The sequence below is a fragment of the Streptococcus milleri genome, from assembly GCF_900636525.1.
Taxonomy (GTDB): domain Bacteria; phylum Bacillota; class Bacilli; order Lactobacillales; family Streptococcaceae; genus Streptococcus; species Streptococcus hominis.
Window position 1 is genome coordinate 340153 of sequence record NZ_LR134288.1, and the last position, 24703, is coordinate 364855.

The following is a 24703-nucleotide window of genomic DNA, read 5'->3' on the forward strand; positions in this document are numbered from 1 at the left end:
CGGCATTTGTTTTGAATGCCTTTAACAAAAATTAGGGAATAGAGGAGTGACTATGCTGTCTCGAGTTTTTTTACTCTATTTAGAGAGTTTGTTGATTACGGCACTATTGGTAGGGAGTTTTCTAGGATTATGGATTGGGTTGCGTGCTGTTCGGCGTGTTGATAAAACAATCAAAGATCGACAAGCTCATCTGTATGATATGCTATTGATTGCAGTGATGACGATTCCGATTTTATCCTTTGCAATGATGGGGATTCTGCTTATCTTCAGAGCATAATGTTTGAAAAAAGAGCTTAATAACGTTAGAATAACAGTGATTACAATAAAGGAAGTAAATTTATGTACGACACAATTATTATTGGGGCTGGACCAGCAGGCATGACAGCTGCGCTTTATGCTGCTAGAAGTAATCTTAAAGTGGCTCTTTTGGAACGTGGCATTCCAGGCGGACAAATGAACAATACCTCAGATATTGAAAATTATCCTGGATATGCTAATATCAGTGGTCCAGAACTAGCCGAAAAAATGTTTGAACCGCTCGAAAATTTGGGAGTGGAGCATTTGTTTGGCTCTGTTGAAAAAATCGAACACCAAGGAGCAATAAAAAAAGTCTTTACAGAAGATGAGATTTTTGAAACCAAGACGCTTATTATTGCGACTGGAGCTGTTCATCGTCATCTAGGAGTTCCGGGTGAAGAAGAATTAAACAGCCGCGGGGTGTCTTACTGTGCAGTCTGTGACGGAGCCTTTTTCCGAGATGAAGATTTGCTTGTGGTCGGTGGAGGCGACTCTGCGGTGGAAGAGGCTGTATTTTTGACTCGTTTTGCAAAAACGGTGACGATTATTCATCGGCGCGATGAATTGCGAGCCCAAAAGTTACTGCAAGAACGTGCATTTGCCAATGAAAAAATTCATTTTATATGGGATTCAGTTGTGAAGGAAATCAAAGGTGACAAGCGCGTTAGCAGCGTTATGGTAGAGAATGTCAAAACGGGTGAAATATCTGAACATGAATTTGGCGGTGTCTTTATCTATGTTGGTTTAGATCCAGTTAGTGAGTTTGCCAAAGATTTGGGCATTACCAATGAAGCAGGCTGGATTGTAACCAATAATCATATGAAAACGGCTATTTCTGGCATCTATGCTATTGGAGATGTTCGCGAAAAAGATCTTCGTCAAGTAACGACAGCTGTTGGTGACGGAGCAGTCGCAGGACAAGAAGTCTACAAGTATATCACAGAGAATTTTTAGAGAGAAAGGCCAAAATCATCTTGAAAATTTTTAGTTCGTAGTCTCATCCCCGCAAGGCTGCTCGGCAGTTTAGGTGGTGGATAAAAAACGAAGTGCTGGACAAAGGTACTCATTTGAAACAGCAAAGCGAATCGCCTTTAGACTTTCGTATCAGCCTCAATTGTACTCTAAATTGCCTAAGGGTAATAGAGTTTCTCCAAACGCACGATATAAACAAAGGAAGTTGAGCACTTGTCCCAGCTTCTTTTTGATTAATAAAAAGACAGTGATGCATTGGAGGATTAGAAATGAAAGGGCTTCTTTTGATTTGTTCAATTCTCGTGTCCTCATAAATGACTAGTGAAATTGTCAGAATTGTGGTACAATGGAAAAGTTCATGTGAAAAGGAGGCTTCGTATGAGTAAAAAGAATTCTGAAAATAATAAAAATAAAATGGAACGTGGCTTAAAAAATCGTCATGTCCAAATCATTGCTATTGCTGGGACAATTGGAACGGGTCTCTTTTTAGGAGCAGGACGTTCGATTAGTCTGACAGGGCCGTCAATTATTCTCATTTACATGCTTACAGGCATCTTTATGTATTTGATGATGCGGGCGATTGGAGAGATGTTGTATTATGATCCAGACCAGCACACATTTATCAACTTTATTACCAAGTATCTTGGGAATGGCTGGGGCTATTTTTCCGGTTGGTCCTATTGGATTTCTCTCATTTTTATTGGTATGGCAGAAATCACGGCAGTTGCACAGTACGTCCAATTTTGGTTTCCGACTTGGCCAGCATGGCTGATTCAAATCGTCTTCCTTGCCGTTTTGAGCATGGTCAATCTGATTGCAGTCCGAGTTTTTGGTGAAGTTGAATTTTGGTTTGCCATGGTTAAGATTGTAGCGATTATTGCTTTGATTGTGACAGCGATTTTTATGGTGTTGACAGGCTTTAAAACGCCCAATGGTGTAGCCAGCATCAGCAATATCAGTCAAAATCTCCAATTATTTCCTAATGGTTTTATGAGTTTTGTCATGGGCTTTCAAATGGTCTTCTTTGCTTATCAAGCTATTGAATTTATTGGAATCACAACATCTGAAACGGCAAATCCTCGGCAGGTATTGCCAAAGGCTATTAAAGAAATCCCCTTGCGGATCGTTCTTTTCTACGGTGGCTCTTTGCTTGCAATTATGGCGATTATCCCTTGGCGGGATTTGGCAACCACAGATTCCCCCTTTGTGATTGTTTTCAAGTTGGCAGGTCTCAAATGGGCTGCAGCTTTGATTAACTTTGTCGTATTGACTTCAGCTGCTTCAGCTTTAAACTCTACCTTGTATTCAACTGGGCGTCATTTGTATCAAATTGCACATGATTCACCTAATCGCTTTTTGAATGGGATCGGTGCTGGGAAATTATCTAGACAAAATGTTCCGCAAAACGCTATTTTGACCTCAGCGGTAGTGATTGCATTAGCTGCTTTTATTCAGGTGTTACCAGGAGTATCAGACTCCTTTGCTTTGATTACTGCTTCTTCATCAGGAGTTTATATTGCTATCTATGCACTCACTATGATTGCTCACCTGAAATACAGAAAATCAAAAGAATTTATGGCAGATGGCTATCTAATGCCAGCCTATAAGTTTCTCAATCCTCTTACTTTGCTCTTCTTTGCCTTTGTATTTATAACCCTCTTTTTACAAAAATCAACCGTTGTAGGAGCAATCGGTTCAGCTATTTGGATACTTATATTTGGTATCTATAGCCAATTGAAATTTAAAGATAAATAATAATATAATAAAACCAAGGATAAATTTGCGACTTTTTAAAGTTGTACCCAATGCACCTTGGTTTTTAAGATGTTTTAAAACTGAAAATTTAAACACCGCAATACAACAGAAAACTTGAGAATAGTTATTTAAACACCTAAAGTTGAACAAGATTTCCTCTTGCTTGTTTGATTTGTGGTATAATAAGTGAAAATACATCTTATAAGGAGTCGTTATGTATCCAGATGATAGTTTAACCTTGCATACGGATTTGTATCAAATTAACATGATGCAAGTTTATTTTAGAAGAAATATTCATAATAAACGTGCTGTTTTTGAAGTTTATTTTCGGAAAGAGCCTTTTCATAGTGGCTATGCGGTTTTTGCTGGCTTGGAGCGGATGGTTCATTATTTAAATCATTTGACATTTTCAGATAGTGATATTGCCTATCTTCGTTCTCTTGGCTATGATGAAGAATTTTTAGACTATTTAGCAAATTTAAAATTGGAATTAACAGTGCGGTCTGCACAAGAGGGAGATTTGGTCTTTGCGAATGAACCCATTGTTCAAGTAGAAGGTCCCCTTGCTCAATGTCAATTAGTGGAAACCGCCTTATTAAACATTGTCAACTATCAAACCTTGGTAGCGACAAAAGCAGCTCGGATTCGCTCAGTTATCGAAGATGAGCCTTTAATGGAATTTGGTACACGTCGAGCACAGGAAATGGATGCGGCTATCTGGGGAACTCGTGCGGCAGTGATTGGTGGAGCAAATGGAACCAGTAATGTTCGGGCTGGAAAACTCTTTGATATTCCAGTCTTAGGAACGCATGCTCATGCTCTCGTTCAAGTTTATGGAAATGACTATGAAGCTTTTAAGGCATATGCTGAAACGCACCATGACTGTGTTTTCTTGGTGGATACCTATGATACATTCCGTCTCGGTGTGCCTGCAGCGATTCAAGTAGCGCGTGAAATGGGGGATAAAATCAATTTCCTTGGAGTGCGGATTGACTCAGGGGATTTGGCTTATATTTCTAAAAAAGTCCGCCAGCAGTTGAATGAAGCTGGTTTTCCAAATGCTAAAATCTATGCTTCTAACGACTTGGATGAAAATACAATCCTCAACTTAAAAATGCAAAAGGCCAAGATTGATGTGTGGGGCGTTGGAACCAAGCTCATCACGGCTTATGACCAACCAGCACTGGGAGCCGTTTATAAGATTGTGGCTATTGAAGATGAACATGGTAATTTGCGTAATACGATTAAGCTCTCTAATAATGTGGAAAAAGTATCAACGCCGGGTAAAAAACAAGTTTGGCGGATTACTAGCCGTGCAAAAGGCAAGTCAGAAGGAGACTATATCACTTATGATGGCGTAGATGTGAATGCTATTGCCGAGTTAGAAATGTTCCACCCAACTTACACCTACATCAATAAAACAGTGACAAATTTTGATGCAGTGCCTCTTTTGGTAGATGTTTTTAAACAAGGCCAACTCGTATACCAATTGCCAACCTTAACAGAAATCCAAACATATGCTCGCAAAGAGTTTGATAAGTTGTGGGATGAATACAAACGGGTTCTCAATCCACAAGATTATCCTGTGGATTTGGCACGTGATGTATGGCAAGATAAGGTGGATTTGATTGATCAAATGCGCAAAAAAGCAAGCCAAATGGGAGAAACAAAATGACCTTACAGGAAACGATTGTCCAGCAATTAGGTGTGAAACCTGTCATTGATCCACAAGAAGAAATCCGTAAATCCATTGATTTTTTAAAGGATTATTTAAAAAAACATTCCTTTTTGAAAACCTATGTTTTGGGAATTTCGGGCGGACAAGATTCCACTTTAGCAGGACGTTTGGCGCAATTAGCAATAGAGGAAATGCGAGCTGAGACTGGCGATGCTAGCTATCAATTTATCGCAGTACGTTTACCATATGGAGTGCAGGCTGACGAAGCTGATGCCCAAAGAGCGCTCGCTTTTATCCAACCAGATGTCAGCCTTGTAGTTAACATCAAAGAAAGTGCAGACGCTATGACAAAAGCGGTTGAGGCTACAGGAGCAATTGTCTCAGACTTCAATAAAGGCAATATTAAAGCTCGTAGTCGCATGATTGCGCAATACGCTTTAGCAGGCTCTTATAAAGGAGCAGTGGTTGGAACGGATCATGCCGCAGAAAACGTCACGGGATTCTTTACGAAATTTGGTGATGGTGGTGCAGACATTCTGCCCCTTTATCGTCTCAATAAACGGCAAGGTAAGCAACTGTTGGCTGCCTTGGGCGCTGATCCTGCCCTCTATGAGAAAGTACCGACTGCGGATCTGGAAGAAGAAAAGCCAGGCATTGCAGATGAAGTCGCTCTCGGTGTCACTTATAACGAAATTGATGACTATTTGGAAGGTAAGACCATTTCTGACCAAACGAAAGCAAGGATTGAATCTTGGTGGCATAAAGGGGAGCATAAACGCCATTTGCCGATTACAATCTTCGATGATTTTTGGAAATAAGCAGGAGAATTGTTCTGACTCACGTTTTTTAGAATACGAAGACTACTAAAATTAGTTGTATAACAAAAAGTTAGGTGCGCCTAACTTTTTGTTTGAAGAATTTTGAAAATAAGCTATAATAGTGTTTAGAATTAGAAGGAGGTATCTATGAATTCTATAGATCAACAATTTACAGATAAATTATATGCAAATTATGAAGCAACTGCTAAGTATGCTGCAATTGAAAATGCAGTTAGCCACAATGGTTTATTAACATCGCTTGAAAAGCGCAGCAGTGCGATTGAAAACAATCCTGTGTTTTCTATTGACTTAACCAAAGATAAAGTCAGCAATCAAAAAGCATCTGGACGTTGCTGGATGTTTGCAGCACTCAATACTTTCCGTCATAAAATGATTGCAGGCTTTCAATTGGAAGAATTTGAATTGTCGCAAGCACATACATTCTTTTGGGATAAATATGAAAAATCCAACTGGTTCTTAGAGCAAGTCTTAGCAACAGCTGACCAAGACTTAACCAGCCGCAAAGTGAAATTCCTCTTAGATACGCCTCAACAAGACGGCGGACAATGGGATATGGTTGTGGCACTTTTTGAAAAATATGGAGTTGTTCCAAAATCAGTTTACCCAGAATCCATTTCATCTAGCAATAGCCGTGAGCTCAACCAATATCTCAATAAATTACTCCGTCAAGATGCACAAATCTTGCGTGACTTGGTTACTAGTGGAGCAGACACAGCAGCTATCCAAGCTAAGAAAGAAGAGCTTTTACAAGAAATCTTTAATTTCTTAGCAATGTCACTTGGACTCCCACCTCGTACTTTTGATTTTTCTTATCGTGATAAAGACAACAATTTCCACAGTGAAAATGGATTAACACCACAAGCATTTTACAAAAAATACGTGGATCTTCAATTAGATGATTACGTTTCAATCATCAATGCTCCTACAACTGACAAACCGTACGGTAAATCTTACACTGTTGAGATGTTAGGAAATGTCGTAGGAGCACGCGACGTTCGTTATTTGAATGTTAATATGGAGCGTTTGAAAGAGCTGGCTATTGCTCAAATGCAGGCTGGAGAAACTGTTTGGTTTGGTTCTGATGTCGGTCAATCTAGTAACCGCAAAGCGGGCGTTATGGTTAACGATATGTATGATTTCACATCAAGCATGGATATTGAATTGACACAAGATAAAGCGGGACGTTTGGATTACAGCGAAAGTCTCATGACCCATGCTATGGTCTTGACGGGTGTTGATTTGGATGAAAATGGAAAATCAACAAAATGGAAAGTGGAAAATTCTTGGGGAGATAAAGTTGGAGACAAAGGTTATTTTGTTGCCAGTGATGACTGGATGGACGAATACACTTATCAAATCGTTGTCCGCAAAGAATTTTTAACGGCTGAAGAATTAGCTGCTTATGAAGCAGAACCAAAAGTACTTGCTCCGTGGGATCCAATGGGAGCTTTGGCTAGCAAATAATAAGAATTAAAAAGAAGCGGGATAAAACTTTTAATCTTGCTTCAAAAGACTCTGCAAGAGAATGAAATATTAAAAACACGAGCAATCAAGCCCAGTAAATAACTGGCTATAAGATTGTTCGTGTTTTTTAATTTTTACAAAACTCTGATTTGAAGGTGTTAACTTTTAAACGGCTTGGCTTTCAGAAACTTCTTCATTATCGATTTCGTGCGGGAGGAGTTTCCGAATTTCTACTGTTATTAGGAGAATTTGTAGATGTGGAAGCACTGGGTTCCGTACTTGATGAAGAACTGCTTGATGAAGAACTACTTGATGACTCTTGAGTAGAGCTTTCTTGACTATTTGAAGATGTAGACGATTCTTCTAAGCTAGAACTTGAAGTAGAATTATAATAATTTTGTTGATATCTATTAGTTGCATTGGCTAAAAAGACATAATTTCCGCTACGATAAAGGCCGCTAGGCATTTCCCAGTCTTCTGTCCCACTTTCAGACAAGTAAGACATCATCGCACGGTAAACATCTGTTGCAACTTTCACACCGTCATCCAGAACAGGAGTAAGACGATTAGTGTAACCTGTCCATACCGCCATTGAATATTTCTGCGTATAACCAACAAAGAGTTCATCAGGAGTCACAACACTAGAGCCACCATAAGGCTTCGTTAGTTTCGCCAATTCATCATCGGAATAGTTGGAAGTTCCTGTTTTACCAGCTTGATAGACACCAGATATAGCTGCATTGGTCCCAGTACCAGATGTAAGAACTGTTTTCAGCATATTTGTCATCATGTAAGCTGTTGTTTCTTTCATTGCGGTTGTACCTTGATTAGAGAAATCTTTTGAGGTTCCATCGCTAAAGACAACACGGCTGACATATTGTGGTTTGTAATAAGTTCCACCATTTGCAAAAGCAGCATAGGCAGCAGCCATTTTTTCACTGCTAGCACCATATTTTCGATCGGATTTTGTCGTGTTACTTGAAATGGCATTTGCATATACCATATCTGGATAATTAATGCCTAGTCCGCTTAGGAATTTCTTAGACTTGCTGAGTCCGACAGCTTCTAACGTCTTGACAGCTGGAACGTTCCGAGACTCTTGAAGTGCATACTGAATGGTGATGTTTCCAAAATAGCGCATATCCCAGTTGTAGACTGGAGTAGTTGTTCCAGGATAATTATAAGGAGCATCACTAATATAAGCAGCCGTAGAAGTGTAAATGCCATTTTCAATGGCTGGAGCGTAATCCGTGATCGGTTTCATGGTTGATCCCCAGTCGCGATTGGTTTCAACTGCTTGGTTAGTACCAAAAGAAACATTTGAAGCTTGATTTCGGGCTCCTAGTTGAGCAATTACCTTACCAGTTGTAGCATCTATAATGGTAGAAGCTACTTGTAGTTCATCATCTGGATAAGCAACATATTCATTGCTATTATAAATATTCCAAAGGCGCTCTTGAGCTGCTCTGTTTACGTTTGTATAGACTTCCATTCCCGTCGTCAGCAAGTTATAACCCGTTTCTTCTTGGACTTGCTCAATAACTTGCTTTAAGTAGTTATCCATGTAAGCAGGATAAGAAGCTGAATTTTTTAAGCTTTGCAGACCATCTGTGACGGGTGTATTGACTGCTTTTTCATATTGCTCAGCAGAGATGTATTTGAGTTTATACATTTCTGACAATACAAGATTGCGACGATTTTTAGCAGCTTCTGGTTTTGTATAAGGGTCGTATTGGTTTGGTGCCTGAGGCATCCCCGCCAATAAAGCAGTTTGAGCTAAGCTCAAATCTTTCAAATCTTTGCCGTAATAACTTTTAGCAGCTGTTTGCATACCGTAGTTACCATTTGACATGTAGACCTTGTTTACATAATACGTAATAATTTCTTGCTTAGTGGCTTTCCGCTCTAATTGAACTGCTAACCAGGCTTCTTGAATTTTCCGTGATAGTGTTTGGTCAGCACTTGAAGTGGAGAAGTAGGTCAGTTTAATCAACTGTTGCGTCAACGTTGACCCTCCTTGTCGATTTCCTCTGCGCAGATTATTCAAGAAAGCACCAAAAATACGAACAGAGTCCACGCCGCGATGATTGAAGAAACGGTGGTCTTCAATTGCAACGATAGCTCGTACTAAGTCAGTTGGAATATCACTTGTTGCCGCATTGACCCTTTTTTCAGAACCTAAGTCAGCAATAAGATTGTTTTCACTATCATAGATTTTACTGGAAGTTGTGGCGACTAGTTTCTTTTCTGACAAGGCAGGTGCCTTGTGAACTTGATAGAGAAGAATTCCTCCACCAGCTACAACTCCAAGCATAAATAATGTAATGAGACCGATAGCTACATATTTTGCAGCTGTCAGTAAAGATTGCTTATTCATTTATTTTACCACCTAGTAAATTTTGTTGAATGATTTCAAGATAGGGAATGCTAGGAAGACCATTCTGTGAGATAGAATATCCATGCTTTTGAATGTAGTCAAGCGGCATGGACTTTTTCCCCTTGTCAATCTTGAAGAAGTTAATTAAATAAGGAGCAGGAAGCAGATATGTCGATTTTAAGGCTGAAAAGTGCAATAAAACGAAACAAATTCCTCCTTGTTTGACGACTTGTTCCATGTGCTTGATTTGATGAGCATGAAAATTTTTCATCGGCATAGAAGCCTTTTGATGTGTTTCTTTTGCTTCAAAATCTATATAATGTCCTTGATAGACACCAGAATAGTCTGTTGTAGAGGCTTGTCGAAAGTAGGCTTCAACAATTTTTGCCCGACTACGTCTGGGATAATCCACTTTTACAATCTGAATAGGGGTTGGTTTCTTGTGAATGACCGCTAAATCGTGACTAAGATAATAATCATTCGTTTCATTGATCATTTTTTCAAACGACATTCCCCGATTCGCAAAGTCAACGGACTTCTTTTTGGGAAGTCTTAATGGATTTCGAGAGGAAACTTTATGTGGATAGTTGACCATATATCTCCTTATTGGTACAATAACATCACTCTATTATAACATAAAAAAGGAAATAAAGGGATAATTTAAGTGGTTAGCGTATTAATAGTAGGTTATCGGAATTTTGATTTGGGAATTTTTAATGACAAAGACCCTCGAATCAAGATTATTAAAAAAGCCATTCAGCGTGATTTGACGCGTTTATTGGAAGAAGGAGTAGAGTGGCTGATTTTCACTGGGAACTTAGGTTTTGAAGTTTGGGCACTAGAGGTTGCAAAAAAATTGCAGCAAGATTACGATTTTCAAATTGCGACGATTTTTACTTTTGAGAATCAAGGTGAAAACTGGAATGAAGCCAATCAAGAAAAATTAAGTCGTTTTAAACAGGTGGATTTTGTTAAATACGCCTATCCTCATTATGAAAATCCCAGCCAATTTCGTGATTACAATCACTTTCTACTCAGTAATACAGACGGGGCTTATATTTTTTACGATGAAGAAAATGAAACAAATTTAAAATATCTTTACCAAATGATGAAGAAACAAGAACAATACTTTATCAAACAGTTAACATTTGATGACTTGAATGAGGTCGCAGAAAATTTTTCCGAAAATTAGATGTTTAACCTTGATTTTTGCGGTTCATTTTTTATATAATTAAAGTAATGAACGAGAATGGAGAGAGAAATGGCTAGTATTATTTACACACCGAAAGATATTTTTGATCAAGATTTTAAAGTTGGTGTCCGTGGTTATAGCAAGGTTGAAGTGGACGAATTTTTAGATGATGTCATTAAAGATTACGAGACATATGCTGCTTTGGTAAAGGAACTGCGTGAAGAAAATGCTCGTTTGAAAGCAGAACTCGCTAAAAAGTCAAATGAGGCGGCGACTTCACCTTTGACGCAATCTATCATGGAAACCCCTCATCAAGCGGCATCTGCTACGCTGACAAATTTTGATATTTTAAAACGCTTAAATCGTTTGGAAAAAGAAGTATTCGGCAAGCAAATCTTAAATAACGAAATTTAATCAGTAATGTGCAATTTTTGGATAATCGCGTGAAGAGTTCGTCTTTTCATGAGGAAAGTCCATGCTAGCACGGGCTGTGATGCCCGTAGTGTTTGTGCTAGGTGAAACAATAAGCCTAGGGACGGAAGTATCCGTTACGGCGACTGAAATGGCTAAGTCTTTGATAAGTCAAAATAGGTCTGAAAGTGCCACAGTGACGTAGTTTTTGCGGAAACGCAGGAAGTGGAACGCGGTAAACCCCTCAAGCTAGCAACCCAAACTTTGGTCGGGGCACGGAATGCGTGGAAACGAACGCAGCATTCTGACTGGAAACAGTAGACAGATGATTATCGAAGGAAATGATACCTAGTTATTTCTGGAACAAAACATGGCTTATAGAAAGTTGCATATAGGTTTAGCTAGCGTATTATGCTAGCTTTTATTTTGAGAGGACGAATGAAAACAAAATTTAAGTTGATTGCGACTGCTGCGGCTGGTTTAGAGGCTGTGGTTGGTCGTGAAATCAGAAATCTTGGCATAGAATGTCTAGTAGAGAATGGGCGCGTGCGGTTTAACGGAACTGTTGAAACCATTATTGAAACGAATCTCTGGTTGCGCGCGGCAGACCGCATTAAGATTGTTGTTGGTAGCTTTCCGGCTAAGACCTTTGAGGAATTATTTCAGGGAGTTTTTGCGCTGGATTGGGAGAATTATCTACTGCTGGGAGCTAAATTTCCTATTGCCAAGGCAAAATGTGTCAAATCAAAACTTCACAATGAACCAAGTGTGCAGGCTATTTCTAAAAAAGCAGTAGTCAAGAAGCTGCAAAAGCATTATGCACGCCCAGAAGGCGTTCCCTTGATAGAAAATGGGGCAGAGTTCAAGATTGAAGTTTCTATTTTGAAAGACGTGGCAACTGTCTTAATCGATACGACAGGTTCTAGTCTCTTTAAACGTGGTTATCGGACTGAAAAAGGTGGTGCACCGATTAAAGAAAATATGGCGGCTGCGATTTTGCTCTTGTCCAATTGGTATCCAGATAAGCCTTTGATTGATCCAACCTGTGGTTCAGGAACTTTCTGTATTGAAGCAGCTATGATTGGCATGAATATAGCGCCGGGGCTTCATCGCCATTTTGCGTTTGAAGAATGGAATTGGGTTGACTCAGATTTGGTTGGGCGTGTTCGCGCTAGAGCTTTAGGACAGATTAAGCAAGACATTCAGCTTGATATTTTAGGGACTGATATTGATGCACGGATGGTGGAGATTGCCAAGCGAAATGCCGAAGAAGCAGGTGTTTCTGAGCAGATTGTTTTCAAGCAAATGCGCTTGCAAGATTTGCATACAGATAAGATAAATGGTGTCATTGTTTCCAATCCCCCTTATGGAGAGAGATTGCTGGATGATGATGCTGTAACCAAGCTTTATCAAGAAATGGGGCAGACTTTTGCGTCACTAAAGACGTGGAGTAAGTTTATCTTGACGAGTGATGAAGCATTTGAAGCAAAATTTGGTAGTCAAGCCGATAAAAAACGCAAACTCTATAACGGGACTTTAAAAGTTGATTTGTACCAATATTTTGGTCAGAGAGTCAAACGCCAAATAGATTAGAAAGGATTTGCCGTGAGTAAAGACGAAAAATATTTGCCAGAACAAGAAGAAAAAGAATCAATTCTTGATTTTGAAACAGCTAAAGAAATGACGATTGGTCAGGCTGCGCGAAAAAGTGAAGAACTTGAAGCAGGAGTGACGGAAGAGGACAATGTACTGGATAAATACATCAAACAGCACCGTCAAGAAATTGAAGCTGGAAAATTTTCGGCTCAATCTGCAGAAGAAATGCCTGAAGCAGAAGATCAAAAACAACTGAGCCAATTAGACTTGGCAGAATTTATCCAAGAGATGCACGAGGAGGTTCAAGAGGAAAAAATTCTAGAATCTGCAGAGGTGGCGTCTGAGGAGTCTGCCTTTGATGAAACAGTAGCTGCACTTGCAGCCAGCGAAGCGGAACCACAAGAAACTTCGGAAGAAAACAGTACACAAACTTCAGAGGAGCTAGGGGCTGAGACAAAAATAATGGAACCAATTCAGCCTGAAATGGATGATATTCCTGTGAGTTCAACTGAGTCAATGGAAAGCTATCCGACTTTTACAGCGTTGGATGAAGAAATGGAAACGGAGAAAGTTCCATTTTATAAAAATAAAAAAGTCGTGTATTCAGCAGTAAGTGTTATTGTACTGGCTTTAATCGGCGGAACAGCTTATCTGTCTTTGAACAAAAAGCAAGCGAAAACAACTACAACTTCAACGAGCCAAACAAGTAAATCTTCTACCGCTTCTAGCTCTGAAAATAAGGATTTGAAAGCTTTCAATAGCCTTTATGATTCATTCTTTACAGATGCCAATAAATTGGTTTTGAAAAACAGCAGTTTCGGAAACTTAAACAAACTAAAAGCAGCATTGGAAAAATTAAAAAACACTAACGAGTACAATGTTGCCAAAGCAAAATACGATAGCTTGGTCAAACAAGTTGAGGCTGTTCAAAATGTGAATGCACAATTCACTTCATCAGCTATTACAGATGGTGTTTTAGATACTAAAGCAAAGATTAAGGCTGATGCTAAATTTACAGATGTTACAACTGGAAATACCGACTTGGATAAGGTGTTGAAATCTGCTATTAGCTTAGGAAAGAGTCAACAAACCTCTGCTCCTCAATCTGAGGTTGCAGCTGCACCGTCACAAAGCTCCGCTCAAGCACCTGTAGCAGAACAACCAGCTTCTGTACCAGCGCAAGCAACTGCTCCAGCAGCATCAGCGTCAGGCACGAATTTACAGCGTCAGTTGAGCCGAGTGCCGTACGACCAAACTAAAATTAACGACAGTAATAATCCAGCTTGGAATTTCAATCCTGGTGTGTTAGAAAAAATCTTAGCAACCTCACGGGAACGTGGCTATTTCACAGGAGATAATTATATTCTTGAACGTGTGAATATTATCAACGGAAATGGTTATTACAATTTATTTAGAACGGACGGAACCTACCTCTTTAGTATTAACTGTAAAACGGGTTATTTTGTAGGAAATGGCGCGGGTTACGCAGATGCTTTGGATTATTAGGAAACGTTTTCAAGCAAGATATTAGACACTAAAAATCTTATAGGCTATAATGGGCTTATAAGATTTTTATTTTATTATAAAACTAATTTTGGAGGTAATCTTATGTCACTTATTGGTAAGGAAATTGTCGAGTTTACAGCAGATGCTTATCACGCTGGAAACGGGAAATTTATCACAGTTTCTAGTGAAGATTTAAAAGGTCATTGGAGCGTCGTTTGCTTCTATCCTGCTGATTTTTCATTTGTTTGTCCGACTGAGTTGGAGGATTTGCAAGAGCAGTATGCAGCTCTTAAAGAACTAGGTGTGGAAGTTTATTCTGTTTCAACAGATACGCATTTTACACATAAAGCTTGGCATGATTATTCAGATGCCATTGGAAAACTTGAGTACATTATGATTGGAGATCCATCTCACACTATTTCACTTGGTTTTGACGTGTTAGATGAAAGCGGGCTGTCTCAACGTGGTACCTTTATCATCGATCCAGATGGTGTTGTTCAAGCGCTTGAAATCAATGCAGATGGTATTGGTCGTGATGCGTCTGTCTTGATTGACAAAATCCATGCTGCACAATATGTACGTAGCCACCCAGGTGAAGTGTGTCCAGCTAAGTGGAAAGAAGGAATTGAAACGCTGACTCCAAGTCTTGATTTAGTTGGTAAAATTTAAGGAGGCTTATATGGCTTTAGATGAAACAATTAAAGCACAACTGAAGCAATACTTGGAACTTTTAGAATCTGATGTTGTATTTCAAGCGTCTTTAGGTCAAGATGATCGTTCTGAGCAGGTGCGGGCTTTTCTAGATGAAATTGTAGCAATGTCTCCTCGCTTATCACTGGAAAATACAGAAACTAACCGTAAACCAAGTTTTACCGTGACACAAGTTGGTCAAGCAGGTCGTGTTCAATTTGCAGGTCTTCCCTTGGGGCATGAATTTACATCTTTTGTGCTTGCTTTGCTACAAGTCTCTGGTCGCGCACCAAAAGTAGAAGATGCTGTTGTAAACCGAATTCAAGCTATTAAGCAGCCGCTTCATTTTGAAACCTATGTCAGCTTGACTTGTCATAATTGCCCAGACGTTGTGCAAGCACTGAATACAATGGCTGTGCTGAATCCAACTATCAGTCACACAATGGTCGAAGGAGGCATGTTTAGACAAGAAGTTGAAGACAAAAAGATCATGGCTGTCCCAACGGTTTTTCTAAATGGTGAAGAATTTGCGAATGGTCGTATGACCATTGAGCAACTGCTTGACAAGATTTCTGGACCTACTTCAAGTGAGGAATTTGACAAAAAAGAACCATTTGATGTGTTGGTCGTTGGGGGCGGACCTGCAGGAAATAGCGCAGCTATTTATGCTGCTCGTAAGGGAATTCGTACAGGTATGGTCGTTGAAACTTTCGGTGGACAAGTTATGGAGACTGTCGGTATCGAAAATATGATTGGTACGCCTTATACAGAAGGACCTAAGCTGATGGCGCAAGTAGAAGAACATGCCAAGAAATATCCAATTGATATCATGAAGAATCAACGCGTGAAGAACATTGAGAAAAAGGAATTGATTGAAGTGGAACTTGAAAATGGAGCTGTTCTGAAAGCGAAAACGGCAGTTCTTTCTGTTGGTGCTCGCTGGCGAAATGTTAATGTTCCTGGTGAAGAAGAATTCCGAACAAAAGGTGTAACCAATTGTCCACATTGTGACGGTCCTATTTTTACAGGTAAAAAAGTAGCTGTTATCGGTGGAGGAAATTCCGGTATTGAAGCAGCGATTGACTTGGCTGGTCTGGCAGAGCATGTTTATGTGTTAGAATTTCTACCAACTTTGAAAGCCGATCAAGTATTGCAAGATCGGGTACACCAACTTGAAAACGTGACGGTTCTAACCAATGTAGCAACAAAAGAAATTCAAGGTTCTGATCAAGTGGAAGCCATTACTTATCTCAATCGTGCGAACAATGAAGAACATAAAATCGAACTCAGCGGTGTCTTTGTTCAAATTGGTCTTTTACCAAATACAGACTGGCTCAAAGATAGTTCAGTTGCTCTTAATGAACGTGGTGAAATTATTGTTGACAAACATGGTGCAACAAATGTTCCAGGAATTTTTGCGGCTGGTGATTGCACAGATAGCGCTTATAAACAAATTATTATTTCAATGGGTTCAGGAGCGACAGCAGCTCTGGGAGCGTTTGATTACTTAATTCGTCAATAAAAAAAACGAGAGTGGGACAGAAATCAATCATTCGAAAAATGTGATTTCGTCGTCCCACTTTCCGCACAGTTGGTTAGGATAGCCGCTATCACCGGTATGATTAGGAATAAGGATATCCAACCAACCACTGCGTCTTGCAAGCTAAACTATAAAATGCATGAGGCTGGGAACTTTTGTCCCAGCCTCATTTTTTAATTTTACACAAGATGCCGCTCAAAAGCATCGTCGGAAATGCCTTTCTCTAAGATCAGTTTGCACCATTCTTTGGCAGAAAAGAGGCTGTGATCTTTGTAATTGCCACAAGATTCAATAGTCGTACCAGGGACATCTTCCCAAGTGGTGATTTCAACAATTTCCTCTAAAGCTGCCTTAATGACTTTGGCAATTTCAGTTGAGCTATGCTGACCCCACATAATCATGTGAAATCCTGTCCGACAACCAAAAGGTGAGCAATCAATCATACCATCAATGTGAGTACGAATGAGCTTAGCTAGCAGATGTTCAATCGTATGAAGTCCAGCGGTCGGAATGGCATCTTCATTAGGCTGTACCAGACGAACATCAAAGTTGGAAATGATGTCCCCTTTAGGTCCCACCTCTTCGCCAATCAAGCGTACATAGGGGGCTTTGACAATCGTGTGATCCAACTCAAAACTTTCAACAATGACTTCTTTGACCATAAATAGAACTCCCTTTACTTTTAATAAATTATACCATATTTTGCTCTAGCAAAGAAAAAAATTCTGCTTACCAAAGCCAGACAGGAAAAAGGATTCGCGAAAAAGAATGTGAAAACAGTCACGTATTTATAAGAATTTAGTTTGTGAAAAATCGATTTTTATGATAAAATAATTAAGAATTTTACAATTCAATATCAATAATTTGAGGTAAAAACATGGAAATGATTTTTGCAGGTGTTTTTGCCGTCATCATTGGTTTAGTCATTGGATATGTAAGTATCACAGTTCGCATGAAATCTGCGAAAGAAGCTGCGGAACTTACTCTTTTAAATGCTGAACAAGAAGCAACTAATTTACGTGGACAAGCTGAGCGCGAAGCGGATTTGTTATTAAAAGAAGTGAAGCGCGAAAGTAAATCCCTTAAAAAAGAAGCACTGTTAGAGGCAAAAGAAGAAGCCAGAAAATATCGAGAAGAAGTTGAGGCAGAATTTAAATCTGATCGTCAAGAGTTGAAGCAATTGGAAAGTCGTTTGACAGAACGTGCGACAAGTCTTGATCGTAAAGATGACAATTTGACCAGCAAAGAAAAAACACTCGAACAGAAAGAACAAAGTATTTCTGATAGAAACAAAAACCTTGAGGCGCGTGAAAACAAACTGACAGAGTTGGAGCAACACAAAGAAGCAGAATTAGAACGTGTTGCTGCACTCTCACAAACTGAAGCCAGAGATATCATTCTCACTCAGACTGAAGATAAGCTATCAAAGGAAATTGCGACGCGTATTCGTGAAGCAGAGCAAGAAGTCAAAGAACGTTCTGATAAAATGGCAAAGGATATTTTAGTCCAAGCCATGCAACGGATTGCAGGTGACTATGTTGCGGAGCAAACCAATTCAACAGTTCATCTGCCGGATGATACGATGAAGGGTCGCATTATTGGACGTGAAGGTCGGAATATTCGAACCTTTGAAAGTTTAACGGGTATTGATGTCATTATTGACGATACACCAGAAGTGGTGACTTTATCTGGTTTTGACCCTATTCGACGTGAAATTGCACGCATGACAATGGAAGCTCTGTTAAAAGACGGTCGTATCCACCCAGCTCGCATTGAAGAATTAGTAGAGAAAAATCGTCTGGAAATTGACCATAAGATTCGTGAATATGGTGAAGCAGCGGCTTATGAAATCGGTGCACCAAACTTACATCCGGATTTGATGAAGATTATGGGACGCTTGCAGTTCCGTACATCTTATGGACAAAATGTATTGCGTCATTCTGTTGAAGTTGCTAAGTTATCTGGAGTCATTGCAAGTGAGCTTGGAGAAAATGCTAATTTAGCTCGCCGCGCTGGTTTTCTTCACGATATTGGCAAAGCCATTGACCGTGAAGTGGAAGGCAGCCATGTGGAAATTGGAACAGAATTGGCTCGTAAGTATAAGGAACATCCAATTGTGGTCAATACAATTGCCAGTCATCATGGTGATGTAGAACCTGAAAGTGTGATTGCAGTTATCGTGGCGGCTGCCGATGCACTTAGTGCAGCTCGTCCAGGTGCTCGTAGCGAATCCCTTGAAAGCTATATCAAGCGCCTGCAAGATTTGGAAGAAATTGCCAATAGTTTTGAAGGTGTGAAAAATAGTTTTGCTTTACAAGCGGGTCGTGAGATTCGGATTATGGTTAATCCTGGCCAAATCAAAGACGATAAGATTACTATTTTGGCTCATGATGTGCGTGAAAAGATTGAGAATAACCTCGAATATCCAGGTAATATCAAAGTGACGGTCATTCGGGAAATGCGTGCTGTGGATTATGCCAAATAGACATTACTAAGAATGAATGTTTATCTAGCTAATGTATAATTTTAGGCAAGTAAGAGTGACTTGCATTGTTTTCTCAAAAAACAAGCATCTACCTATGCTAAAAAGCAGTTGAAAAAATACTGCTTTTTTGTTACACTAGATAGAAAGACAATGAAGGAGATATGATGGCGGATCGTGGCTTGTTAATCGTTTTTTCTGGTCCCTCAGGTGTGGGGAAGGGAACGGTTCGACGTGAGATTTTTGAAAGCTCAGACAATCAGTTTCAATACTCTGTGTCCATGACAACTCGTGCTCAACGTCCCGGTGAAGTGGATGGGGTTGACTATTTTTTCCGTACGCGAGAAGAGTTTGAGGAGTTGATTCGGCAAGGTCAGATGTTAGAGTATGCAGAGTATGTTGGCAACTACTATGGGACTCCTTTGACCTATGTGAATGAAACTTTAGATAAAGGGATTGATGTTTTCCTTGAGATTGAAGTTCAAGGAGCGCTTCAGGTGAAGAAAAAAGTGCCGGATGCTGTCTTTATCTTTTTGACGCCACCTGATTTGGTGGAATTGCAAGATCGCTTAGTGGGACGTGGAACAGATAGCGCAGAGGTGATTGCCAAACGCATTGCCAAAGCAAGAGAAGAAATTGCTCTCATGCGCGAATACGACTATGCGATTGTCAATGATGAAGTTCCGTTAGCGGCTGAGCGTGTCAAGCGCGTCATTGAAGCAGAGCATTTCCGCGTGGAACGTGTCATAGGTCACTATCAAGATATGCTGTCAGAACAACTTTCAGTAAGATAAGAATTTAGAAATTAGGTACAAGATTATGATGTTAAAACCTTCAATTGACACCTTGCTTGATAAGGTGCCTTCAAAATACTCCTTGGTAATTCTTGAAGCAAAACGTGCTCATGAATTGGAAGAGGGAGCAGCTCCGACTCAAGAATTTAAGTCCGTCAAATCGACACTTCGTGCTTTAGAAGAAATCGAATCTGGCAATGTCGGGATTCACCCAGATCCTGAAGGCAAGCGAGAAGCAGTTCGTCGACGTGCTGAGGAAGAACGCCTGCGCAGAGAAGAAGAAGAACGTAAAATCAAAGAACAAATTGCGAAGGAAAAAGAAGAGGGAGAAAAGATTTAAGGTTGGGTCAGCTCAATCTTATTTTTTCTTTTACTGATAAATGAGAGGTGGTGAGAATGTGCAACTTGCAAAAGTCATTGTGGATGTCCCTTTAATGCAGACCGATAAACCTTACAGTTATGCGGTTCCGAAAGAATTTTCAACTATGCTAGAAGTTGGTATGCGTGTGCATGTGCCTTTTGGGAAAGCCAATCGCTTGATTCAAGGGATTGTCGTAGAGCTGACAGAAGAAACGACACCAGAATTGAAAGAGATTGTAGAGGTTTTGGACTTTACGCCAGTTTTAAATGAGGAGCAACTGTGGTTGGCAGAAGAATTGAGAAAATCTGTCTTTTCTTACAAAATTTCAATTTTAAAAACTATGTTGCCGGGATTTTTGAATTCTAGCTATGATAAGATTCTCCATGCGCAACCTTCTTTGAATGAACAAGATAGACTGCTTATTTTTGGCAATGCAGAGCAGCAACATTTCTCATCGCTTGATAAAGAGCTGCAAGCTAAGGTAATGCGTTTGACACGGCAAGGGGCAATTCAGGTAGAATACCAAGCGATAGATCAAAAGCATATTAAAACAGAAAAATGGTATCAAGTTAATCAAGGAATTTTGGAGCAGCTAGTCATTCCCCAACGGGCGAAAAAAAAGCAAGCCTTGCGAGACGTTTTGCAAGGTCAGACTGACATGTACCGTTTGACGGATTTGAAAGAGCATTTTTCAAGAGAGGTCATTCATTATTTTGTGGAGCAAGAGGCTGTACAAATCATCGAAAAAGAAGTTAGTCGTTCTGAGGCTTATTTTGAAAATGTTGCAACGGATTCTGCACTGGTGCTAAATGAAGAGCAAGGAGCCGCGGTTCAAGCTATCACGCAGCAAATCGGGCATGGTGGGAAGCCATTTCTACTAGAAGGAGTGACAGGTAGCGGTAAGACAGAGGTTTATTTGCAGGTCATTCAAGAGGCGCTCAGCCGTGGCAAGACAGCCATTATGTTAGTGCCTGAAATTTCCTTGACACCACAAGTTACCAATCGTTTTATTGCGCGTTTTGGAAAGAAAGTAGCCATTCTTCACTCAGGCCTTTCAAATGGAGAAAAGTATGATGAATGGCGCAAAGTTGAGCGAGGAGAAGCGCAAGTTGTTGTTGGCGCCCGTTCTGCCATTTTTGCTCCGTTAAAAAATATTGGTGCAATTATCATTGATGAAGAGCATGAAGCGAGTTACAAGCAAGACTCCAATCCACGCTATCATGCACGAGATGTCGCTTTACTACGTGCAAAGTACAATCAAGCCGTTCTGGTGTTGGGGTCGGCGACGCCGAGTTTAGAAAGCAGAGCGCGGGCTGGCAAAGGTGTGTATCACTTTTTGCAATTGACCAAGCGAGCCAAGCCACAAGCTCAGATTCCTGAAGTAGAAATTGTGGATTTTCGTGATTATATTGGGCAAAATGAGGCTAGTAATTTCACTCCGGTTCTGTTAGAGGCAATCCAAGATCGACTAGATAAGAAAGAACAGGTTGTTTTGATGTTGAACCGACGTGGCTATTCTAGTTTTGTCATGTGTCGTGAATGCGGAACGGTTGATACCTGTCCAAACTGCGATATTTCCTTGACCTTGCATATGGATACGAAAAGTATGAATTGTCACTATTGTGGTTTCTCAAAAGGGATTCCTCATACTTGTCCGAATTGCTCCAGTCGGAGCATTCGATACTATGGAACTGGGACACAAAAAGCCTACGGTGAATTAGCAGAAGCCTTTCCGCAAGCTCGAATTTTGAGAATGGATGTTGATACCACTCGTAAAAAGGGCAGTCACGAACAAATCTTAAAAGAATTTGGTGAAGGGCGTGCAGATATTTTACTGGGAACGCAGATGATTGCAAAGGGGCTGGATTTCCCGAATGTCACTCTCGTTGGAGTGCTCAATGCAGACACGGCTTTGAATTTGCCAGATTTTCGTTCATCTGAGCGCACCTTTCAACTCTTAACTCAGGTTGCTGGGCGTGCAGGACGAGCTGAAAAGGAAGGTCATGTGATTATTCAAAGTTACAATCCGAAGCATTATGCGATTACTTTTGCGAAAAATCAGGATTATGAGGGCTTTTATGCTTATGAAATGAGTATCAGAAAGCAGTTGGCCTATCCACCTTATTATTTTACGGTGGGACTTACCTTGTCTCATAAAATAGAAGCAGAGGTCGTCAAAAAGTCATACGAAGTCTTGAATATGATACGTTCTGGCTTGTCAGATAAGGTTCAGATATTGGGACCAACTCCTAAGCCGATTGCCCGCACTCACAACCTCTATCACTATCAATTGATTATTAAATACCGTTTTGAAGAACACTTGCAAGATGTGTTGAATCAGATTTTGGATTGGACGCAAGAAAAGATCAATAAAGACTTACGCTTGAGTATTGATCATGAGCCACAAAGTTTTATGTAGCCTTATTTTTAGCCTTTTTTAAAGAAATACACGACTTCTTCTGATATAATAGTAAAAAAGAATGTGAGGAAACCATGACAAACATTATTTTTATGGGAACGCCGAATTTTTCTGCAACGGTGCTTAAAGGATTGCTGGAAAGCAAACAGTACGAGATTTTGGCAGTAGTTACACAGCCAGATCGCGCAGTAGGACGTAAAAAAGAAATCCGCATGACGCCTGTTAAAGAACTGGCTTTAGACTATGGCTTACCAATCTATCAGCCAGAGAAATTGTCTAAAAGTGCTGAATTAGATAGTTTGATGAATTTAAACGCTGATGGTATCGTCACAGCAGCTTTCGGTCAATTTTTACCAAGCAAATTGCTAGATTCGGTCAATTTTGCTGTCAATGTGCATGCGTCATTGTTACCCAAATATCGCGGAGGAGCTCCCATTCACTACGCCATTATCAATGGTGACAAAGAAGCCGGTGTGACTATTATGGAAATGGTCAAAGAGATGGATGCGGGTGATATGATTGCGCGTCGAGCGATTCCTATTGAGGAAACAGACAATGTTGGGACGATGTTTGAAAAGTTAGCGTTGGTCGGACGTGATTTGCTACTTGAGAGCTTGCCTAGTTATCTAGCTGGAGATTTAAAACCAGTTCCGCAAGACAAAAATCAAGTTACCTTTTCACCAAATATTTCACCAGAAGAGGAGAGAATTGATTGGACCAAGACCAATCGACAACTTTTTAATCAGATTCGAGGCATGTATCCGTGGCCTGTAGCGCATACGCTTTTAAATGGAGAACGTTTTAAAATTTACGAAGCTACTCCAGTAGAAGGAGCTGGTCAACCGGGAGAAATTCTTGCTATCGGGAAAAAGGAATTGATTGTAGCAGCTGGTGAGAGCGCACTTTCTCTGAAAACAGTACAGCCAGCTGGAAAGTCCAAAATGACTATCGTTGATTTTCTGAATGGTCTGGGACGGCAATTATCAGTAGGTGATTTCTTTGGTCAATAAAATAAAAACAGCGCGGCAAACGGCTCTTGCAGTTTTAGAAGCAGTTTTTTCAGAAGGAGCTTATTCCAATATTGCTCTCAACCAGACTTTGCTAGAAGTGCCTTTAAGTTCTGCAGACAAAGGACTTGTAACAGAAATCGTATATGGTACCGTTGCACGTAAAATCACTTTAGAATGGTATTTGTCTCATGTTATTGAAGATCGAGATAAGTTGGATTCCTGGCTTTATATTCTTTTGTTGATGAGTTTGTATCAAATACAGTATCTTGATAAAATTCCGGCGCATGCAATTGTCAATGAAGCGGTGGAGCTGGCAAAGGCGCGAAAAAAAGGAAGCGAAAAGTTCGTCAATGCAGTGCTGCGAAGACTATTGCGGGACGGTGTGGCAGATATAGGCAGTATTAAACGTAAAAATAAACGCTATTCTATTCAATATTCTTTGCCAGTTTGGCTGGTTAAAGTGCTGATTGAAGAGTACGGTGAAAAACGAGCTCTAGCCATTTTTGAGAGTTTATTTCTTCGGAACAAAGCCAGTGTTCGAGTGGTGGATTTAAGCCGTAAAGAAGAATTAAAACAAGTGTTGCAAGCAGAAGATTCGCTATTAGCTCCGAGTGCGTTGGTGAAAAGCCACGGTCATTTTGCGGGGCATGCCTTGTTTGAGGAAGGTGCTATTGCTATTCAAGACGAGTCTAGTCAATTGGTCGCGCCAACTCTTGAATTGCGCGGCGATGAAAAAGTGCTAGATGCATGCAGTGCGCCGGGTGGCAAAACCATGCACATTGCTTCTTACTTAACGACAGGACAGGTCACGGCATTAGATCTCTATGAGCATAAGTTGGCTCTGATAAAAGAAAATGCACAGCGCTTAGGTGTGGCAGATAAAGTGATTACGAAAAAGCTTGATGCCAGAAAGGTTTTTGAAACTTTTGGCGCAGATGCCTTTGATAAAATTTTAGTAGATGCGCCGTGTTCAGGAATTGGCCTGATCCGAAGGAAACCAGACATTAAATACAATAAAGAAAATGCAGATTTTGCCTCGTTGCAAAAAATTCAGCTTGAGATACTGGATAGTGTTTGTCAAAGCTTGCGAAAAGGTGGTATAATAACTTACAGTACCTGTACGATTGTTTCGCAAGAAAATTTTCAAGTTGTTGAGCAGTTTTTGGCAGCTCATCCAAATTTTAAACAGGTAAAACTAGAACATAATAGACAGGATATTCTAAAAGATGGCTGTATTTTAATTACGCCAGAATTGTATGGAAGTGACGGATTTTTCATCAGTCAATTCAAACGAATATCCTAACAGGAGGAAACTGACAG

The 24703-nt window shown here is 40.1% G+C and carries 21 protein-coding genes and 1 other RNA gene; 19 read left to right on the forward strand and 3 right to left on the reverse strand.

What is annotated here, in order from left to right:
• Positions 1–52 precede the first annotated feature (52 nt).
• From EL087_RS01730 to pepC, 6 genes are all read left to right on the forward strand, one after another.
• Complete coding sequence (locus tag EL087_RS01730) at positions 53–277, forward strand: DUF4059 family protein (protein ID WP_003031103.1); 225 nt, start codon at positions 53–55, stop codon at positions 275–277.
• A 62-nt stretch (positions 278–339) separates the two neighbouring features.
• Complete coding sequence (gene trxB, locus EL087_RS01735; protein ID WP_126406460.1) at positions 340–1251, forward strand: thioredoxin-disulfide reductase; 912 nt, start codon at positions 340–342, stop codon at positions 1249–1251.
• Between the two features lie 396 nt (positions 1252–1647).
• Entirely contained in the window at positions 1648–3024 is a 1377-nt protein-coding gene (locus EL087_RS01740) for an amino acid permease (RefSeq protein WP_126406463.1), read from the forward strand.
• A gap of 214 nt (positions 3025–3238) precedes the next feature.
• Entirely contained in the window at positions 3239–4699 is a 1461-nt protein-coding gene (locus tag EL087_RS01745; protein ID WP_126406467.1) for a nicotinate phosphoribosyltransferase, read from the forward strand.
• The gene (nadE, locus tag EL087_RS01750; RefSeq protein WP_003043513.1) at positions 4696–5520 is read left to right on the forward strand and encodes an ammonia-dependent NAD(+) synthetase; all 825 of its coding nucleotides are present in this window, start codon (positions 4696–4698) and stop codon (positions 5518–5520) included. Before EL087_RS01745 ends, nadE begins: the two co-directional genes overlap by 4 nt.
• A 147-nt stretch (positions 5521–5667) precedes the next feature.
• Positions 5668–7005: an aminopeptidase C gene (gene pepC, locus EL087_RS01755; protein ID WP_126406470.1), complete on the forward strand. Its 1338-nt coding sequence runs from the start codon at positions 5668–5670 to the stop codon at positions 7003–7005.
• A 196-nt stretch (positions 7006–7201) separates the two neighbouring features.
• On the opposite strand, the gene pbp1a is transcribed toward pepC, so the two are convergent.
• Positions 7202–9382 carry a penicillin-binding protein PBP1A gene (pbp1a, locus tag EL087_RS01760; RefSeq protein WP_126406472.1) on the reverse strand — a complete coding sequence of 727 codons (2181 nt, stop codon included), beginning with the start codon at positions 9380–9382 and terminating at the stop codon, positions 7202–7204.
• Positions 9375–9977 carry a Holliday junction resolvase RecU gene (gene recU, locus EL087_RS01765; RefSeq protein WP_049533529.1) on the reverse strand — a complete coding sequence of 201 codons (603 nt, stop codon included), beginning with the start codon at positions 9975–9977 and terminating at the stop codon, positions 9375–9377. The genes pbp1a and recU overlap by 8 nt, the downstream gene beginning before the upstream one ends.
• A 69-nt stretch (positions 9978–10046) precedes the next feature.
• On the opposite strand from recU, the gene EL087_RS01770 reads away from it, so the two are divergent.
• The 7 genes from EL087_RS01770 (at position 10047) to ahpF (ending at position 16299) form a co-directional block, all read left to right on the forward strand.
• Entirely contained in the window at positions 10047–10574 is a 528-nt protein-coding gene (locus EL087_RS01770) for a DUF1273 domain-containing protein (protein WP_126406476.1), read from the forward strand.
• Between the two features lie 69 nt (positions 10575–10643).
• Positions 10644–10988 carry a cell division regulator GpsB gene (gene gpsB, locus EL087_RS01775; RefSeq protein ID WP_022525308.1) on the forward strand — a complete coding sequence of 115 codons (345 nt, stop codon included), beginning with the start codon at positions 10644–10646 and terminating at the stop codon, positions 10986–10988.
• A 13-nt stretch (positions 10989–11001) separates the two neighbouring features.
• Positions 11002–11368: RNase P RNA component class B (gene rnpB / locus EL087_RS01780), an RNA gene on the forward strand.
• Between the two features lie 55 nt (positions 11369–11423).
• Positions 11424–12578, forward strand: coding sequence for a THUMP domain-containing class I SAM-dependent RNA methyltransferase (locus EL087_RS01785; RefSeq protein ID WP_126406479.1), 1155 nt, complete (start codon positions 11424–11426; stop codon positions 12576–12578).
• Between the two features lie 12 nt (positions 12579–12590).
• A complete protein-coding gene (locus EL087_RS01790) occupies positions 12591–14087 on the forward strand; it encodes a cell division site-positioning protein MapZ family protein (protein ID WP_126406482.1) in 1497 nt (498 codons plus the stop codon).
• Between the two features lie 102 nt (positions 14088–14189).
• Positions 14190–14756: an alkyl hydroperoxide reductase subunit C gene (ahpC, locus tag EL087_RS01795; RefSeq protein WP_003031092.1), complete on the forward strand. Its 567-nt coding sequence runs from the start codon at positions 14190–14192 to the stop codon at positions 14754–14756.
• A 10-nt stretch (positions 14757–14766) separates the two neighbouring features.
• Entirely contained in the window at positions 14767–16299 is a 1533-nt protein-coding gene (gene ahpF / locus EL087_RS01800) for an alkyl hydroperoxide reductase subunit F (protein ID WP_126406486.1), read from the forward strand.
• A gap of 197 nt (positions 16300–16496) precedes the next feature.
• Here the strand turns inward: ahpF and EL087_RS01805 are convergent, their stop codons facing one another.
• Positions 16497–16979 (reverse strand): S-ribosylhomocysteine lyase, encoded by a 483-nt coding sequence (locus EL087_RS01805; RefSeq protein ID WP_126406490.1) that lies wholly within the window; start codon positions 16977–16979, stop codon positions 16497–16499.
• A gap of 215 nt (positions 16980–17194) precedes the next feature.
• On the opposite strand from EL087_RS01805, the gene EL087_RS01810 reads away from it, so the two are divergent.
• From EL087_RS01810 to rsmB, 6 genes are all read left to right on the forward strand, one after another.
• A complete protein-coding gene (locus EL087_RS01810) occupies positions 17195–18802 on the forward strand; it encodes a ribonuclease Y (protein WP_126406493.1) in 1608 nt (535 codons plus the stop codon).
• A 164-nt stretch (positions 18803–18966) separates the two neighbouring features.
• The gene (gene gmk / locus EL087_RS01815) at positions 18967–19593 is read left to right on the forward strand and encodes a guanylate kinase (protein ID WP_021001355.1); all 627 of its coding nucleotides are present in this window, start codon (positions 18967–18969) and stop codon (positions 19591–19593) included.
• Between the two features lie 25 nt (positions 19594–19618).
• A complete protein-coding gene (rpoZ, locus tag EL087_RS01820; protein WP_003031464.1) occupies positions 19619–19933 on the forward strand; it encodes a DNA-directed RNA polymerase subunit omega in 315 nt (104 codons plus the stop codon).
• Positions 19934–19991: 58 nt separating this feature from the next.
• Entirely contained in the window at positions 19992–22373 is a 2382-nt protein-coding gene (locus EL087_RS01825; protein WP_126406496.1) for a primosomal protein N', read from the forward strand.
• A 74-nt stretch (positions 22374–22447) separates the two neighbouring features.
• Positions 22448–23383, forward strand: a complete 936-nt coding sequence (gene fmt, locus EL087_RS01830; protein ID WP_126406499.1) for a methionyl-tRNA formyltransferase — start codon at positions 22448–22450, stop codon at positions 23381–23383.
• Positions 23373–24686, forward strand: coding sequence for a 16S rRNA (cytosine(967)-C(5))-methyltransferase RsmB (rsmB, locus tag EL087_RS01835; protein WP_126406502.1), 1314 nt, complete (start codon positions 23373–23375; stop codon positions 24684–24686). The genes fmt and rsmB overlap by 11 nt, the downstream gene beginning before the upstream one ends.
• Positions 24687–24703: the final 17 nt, after the last annotated feature.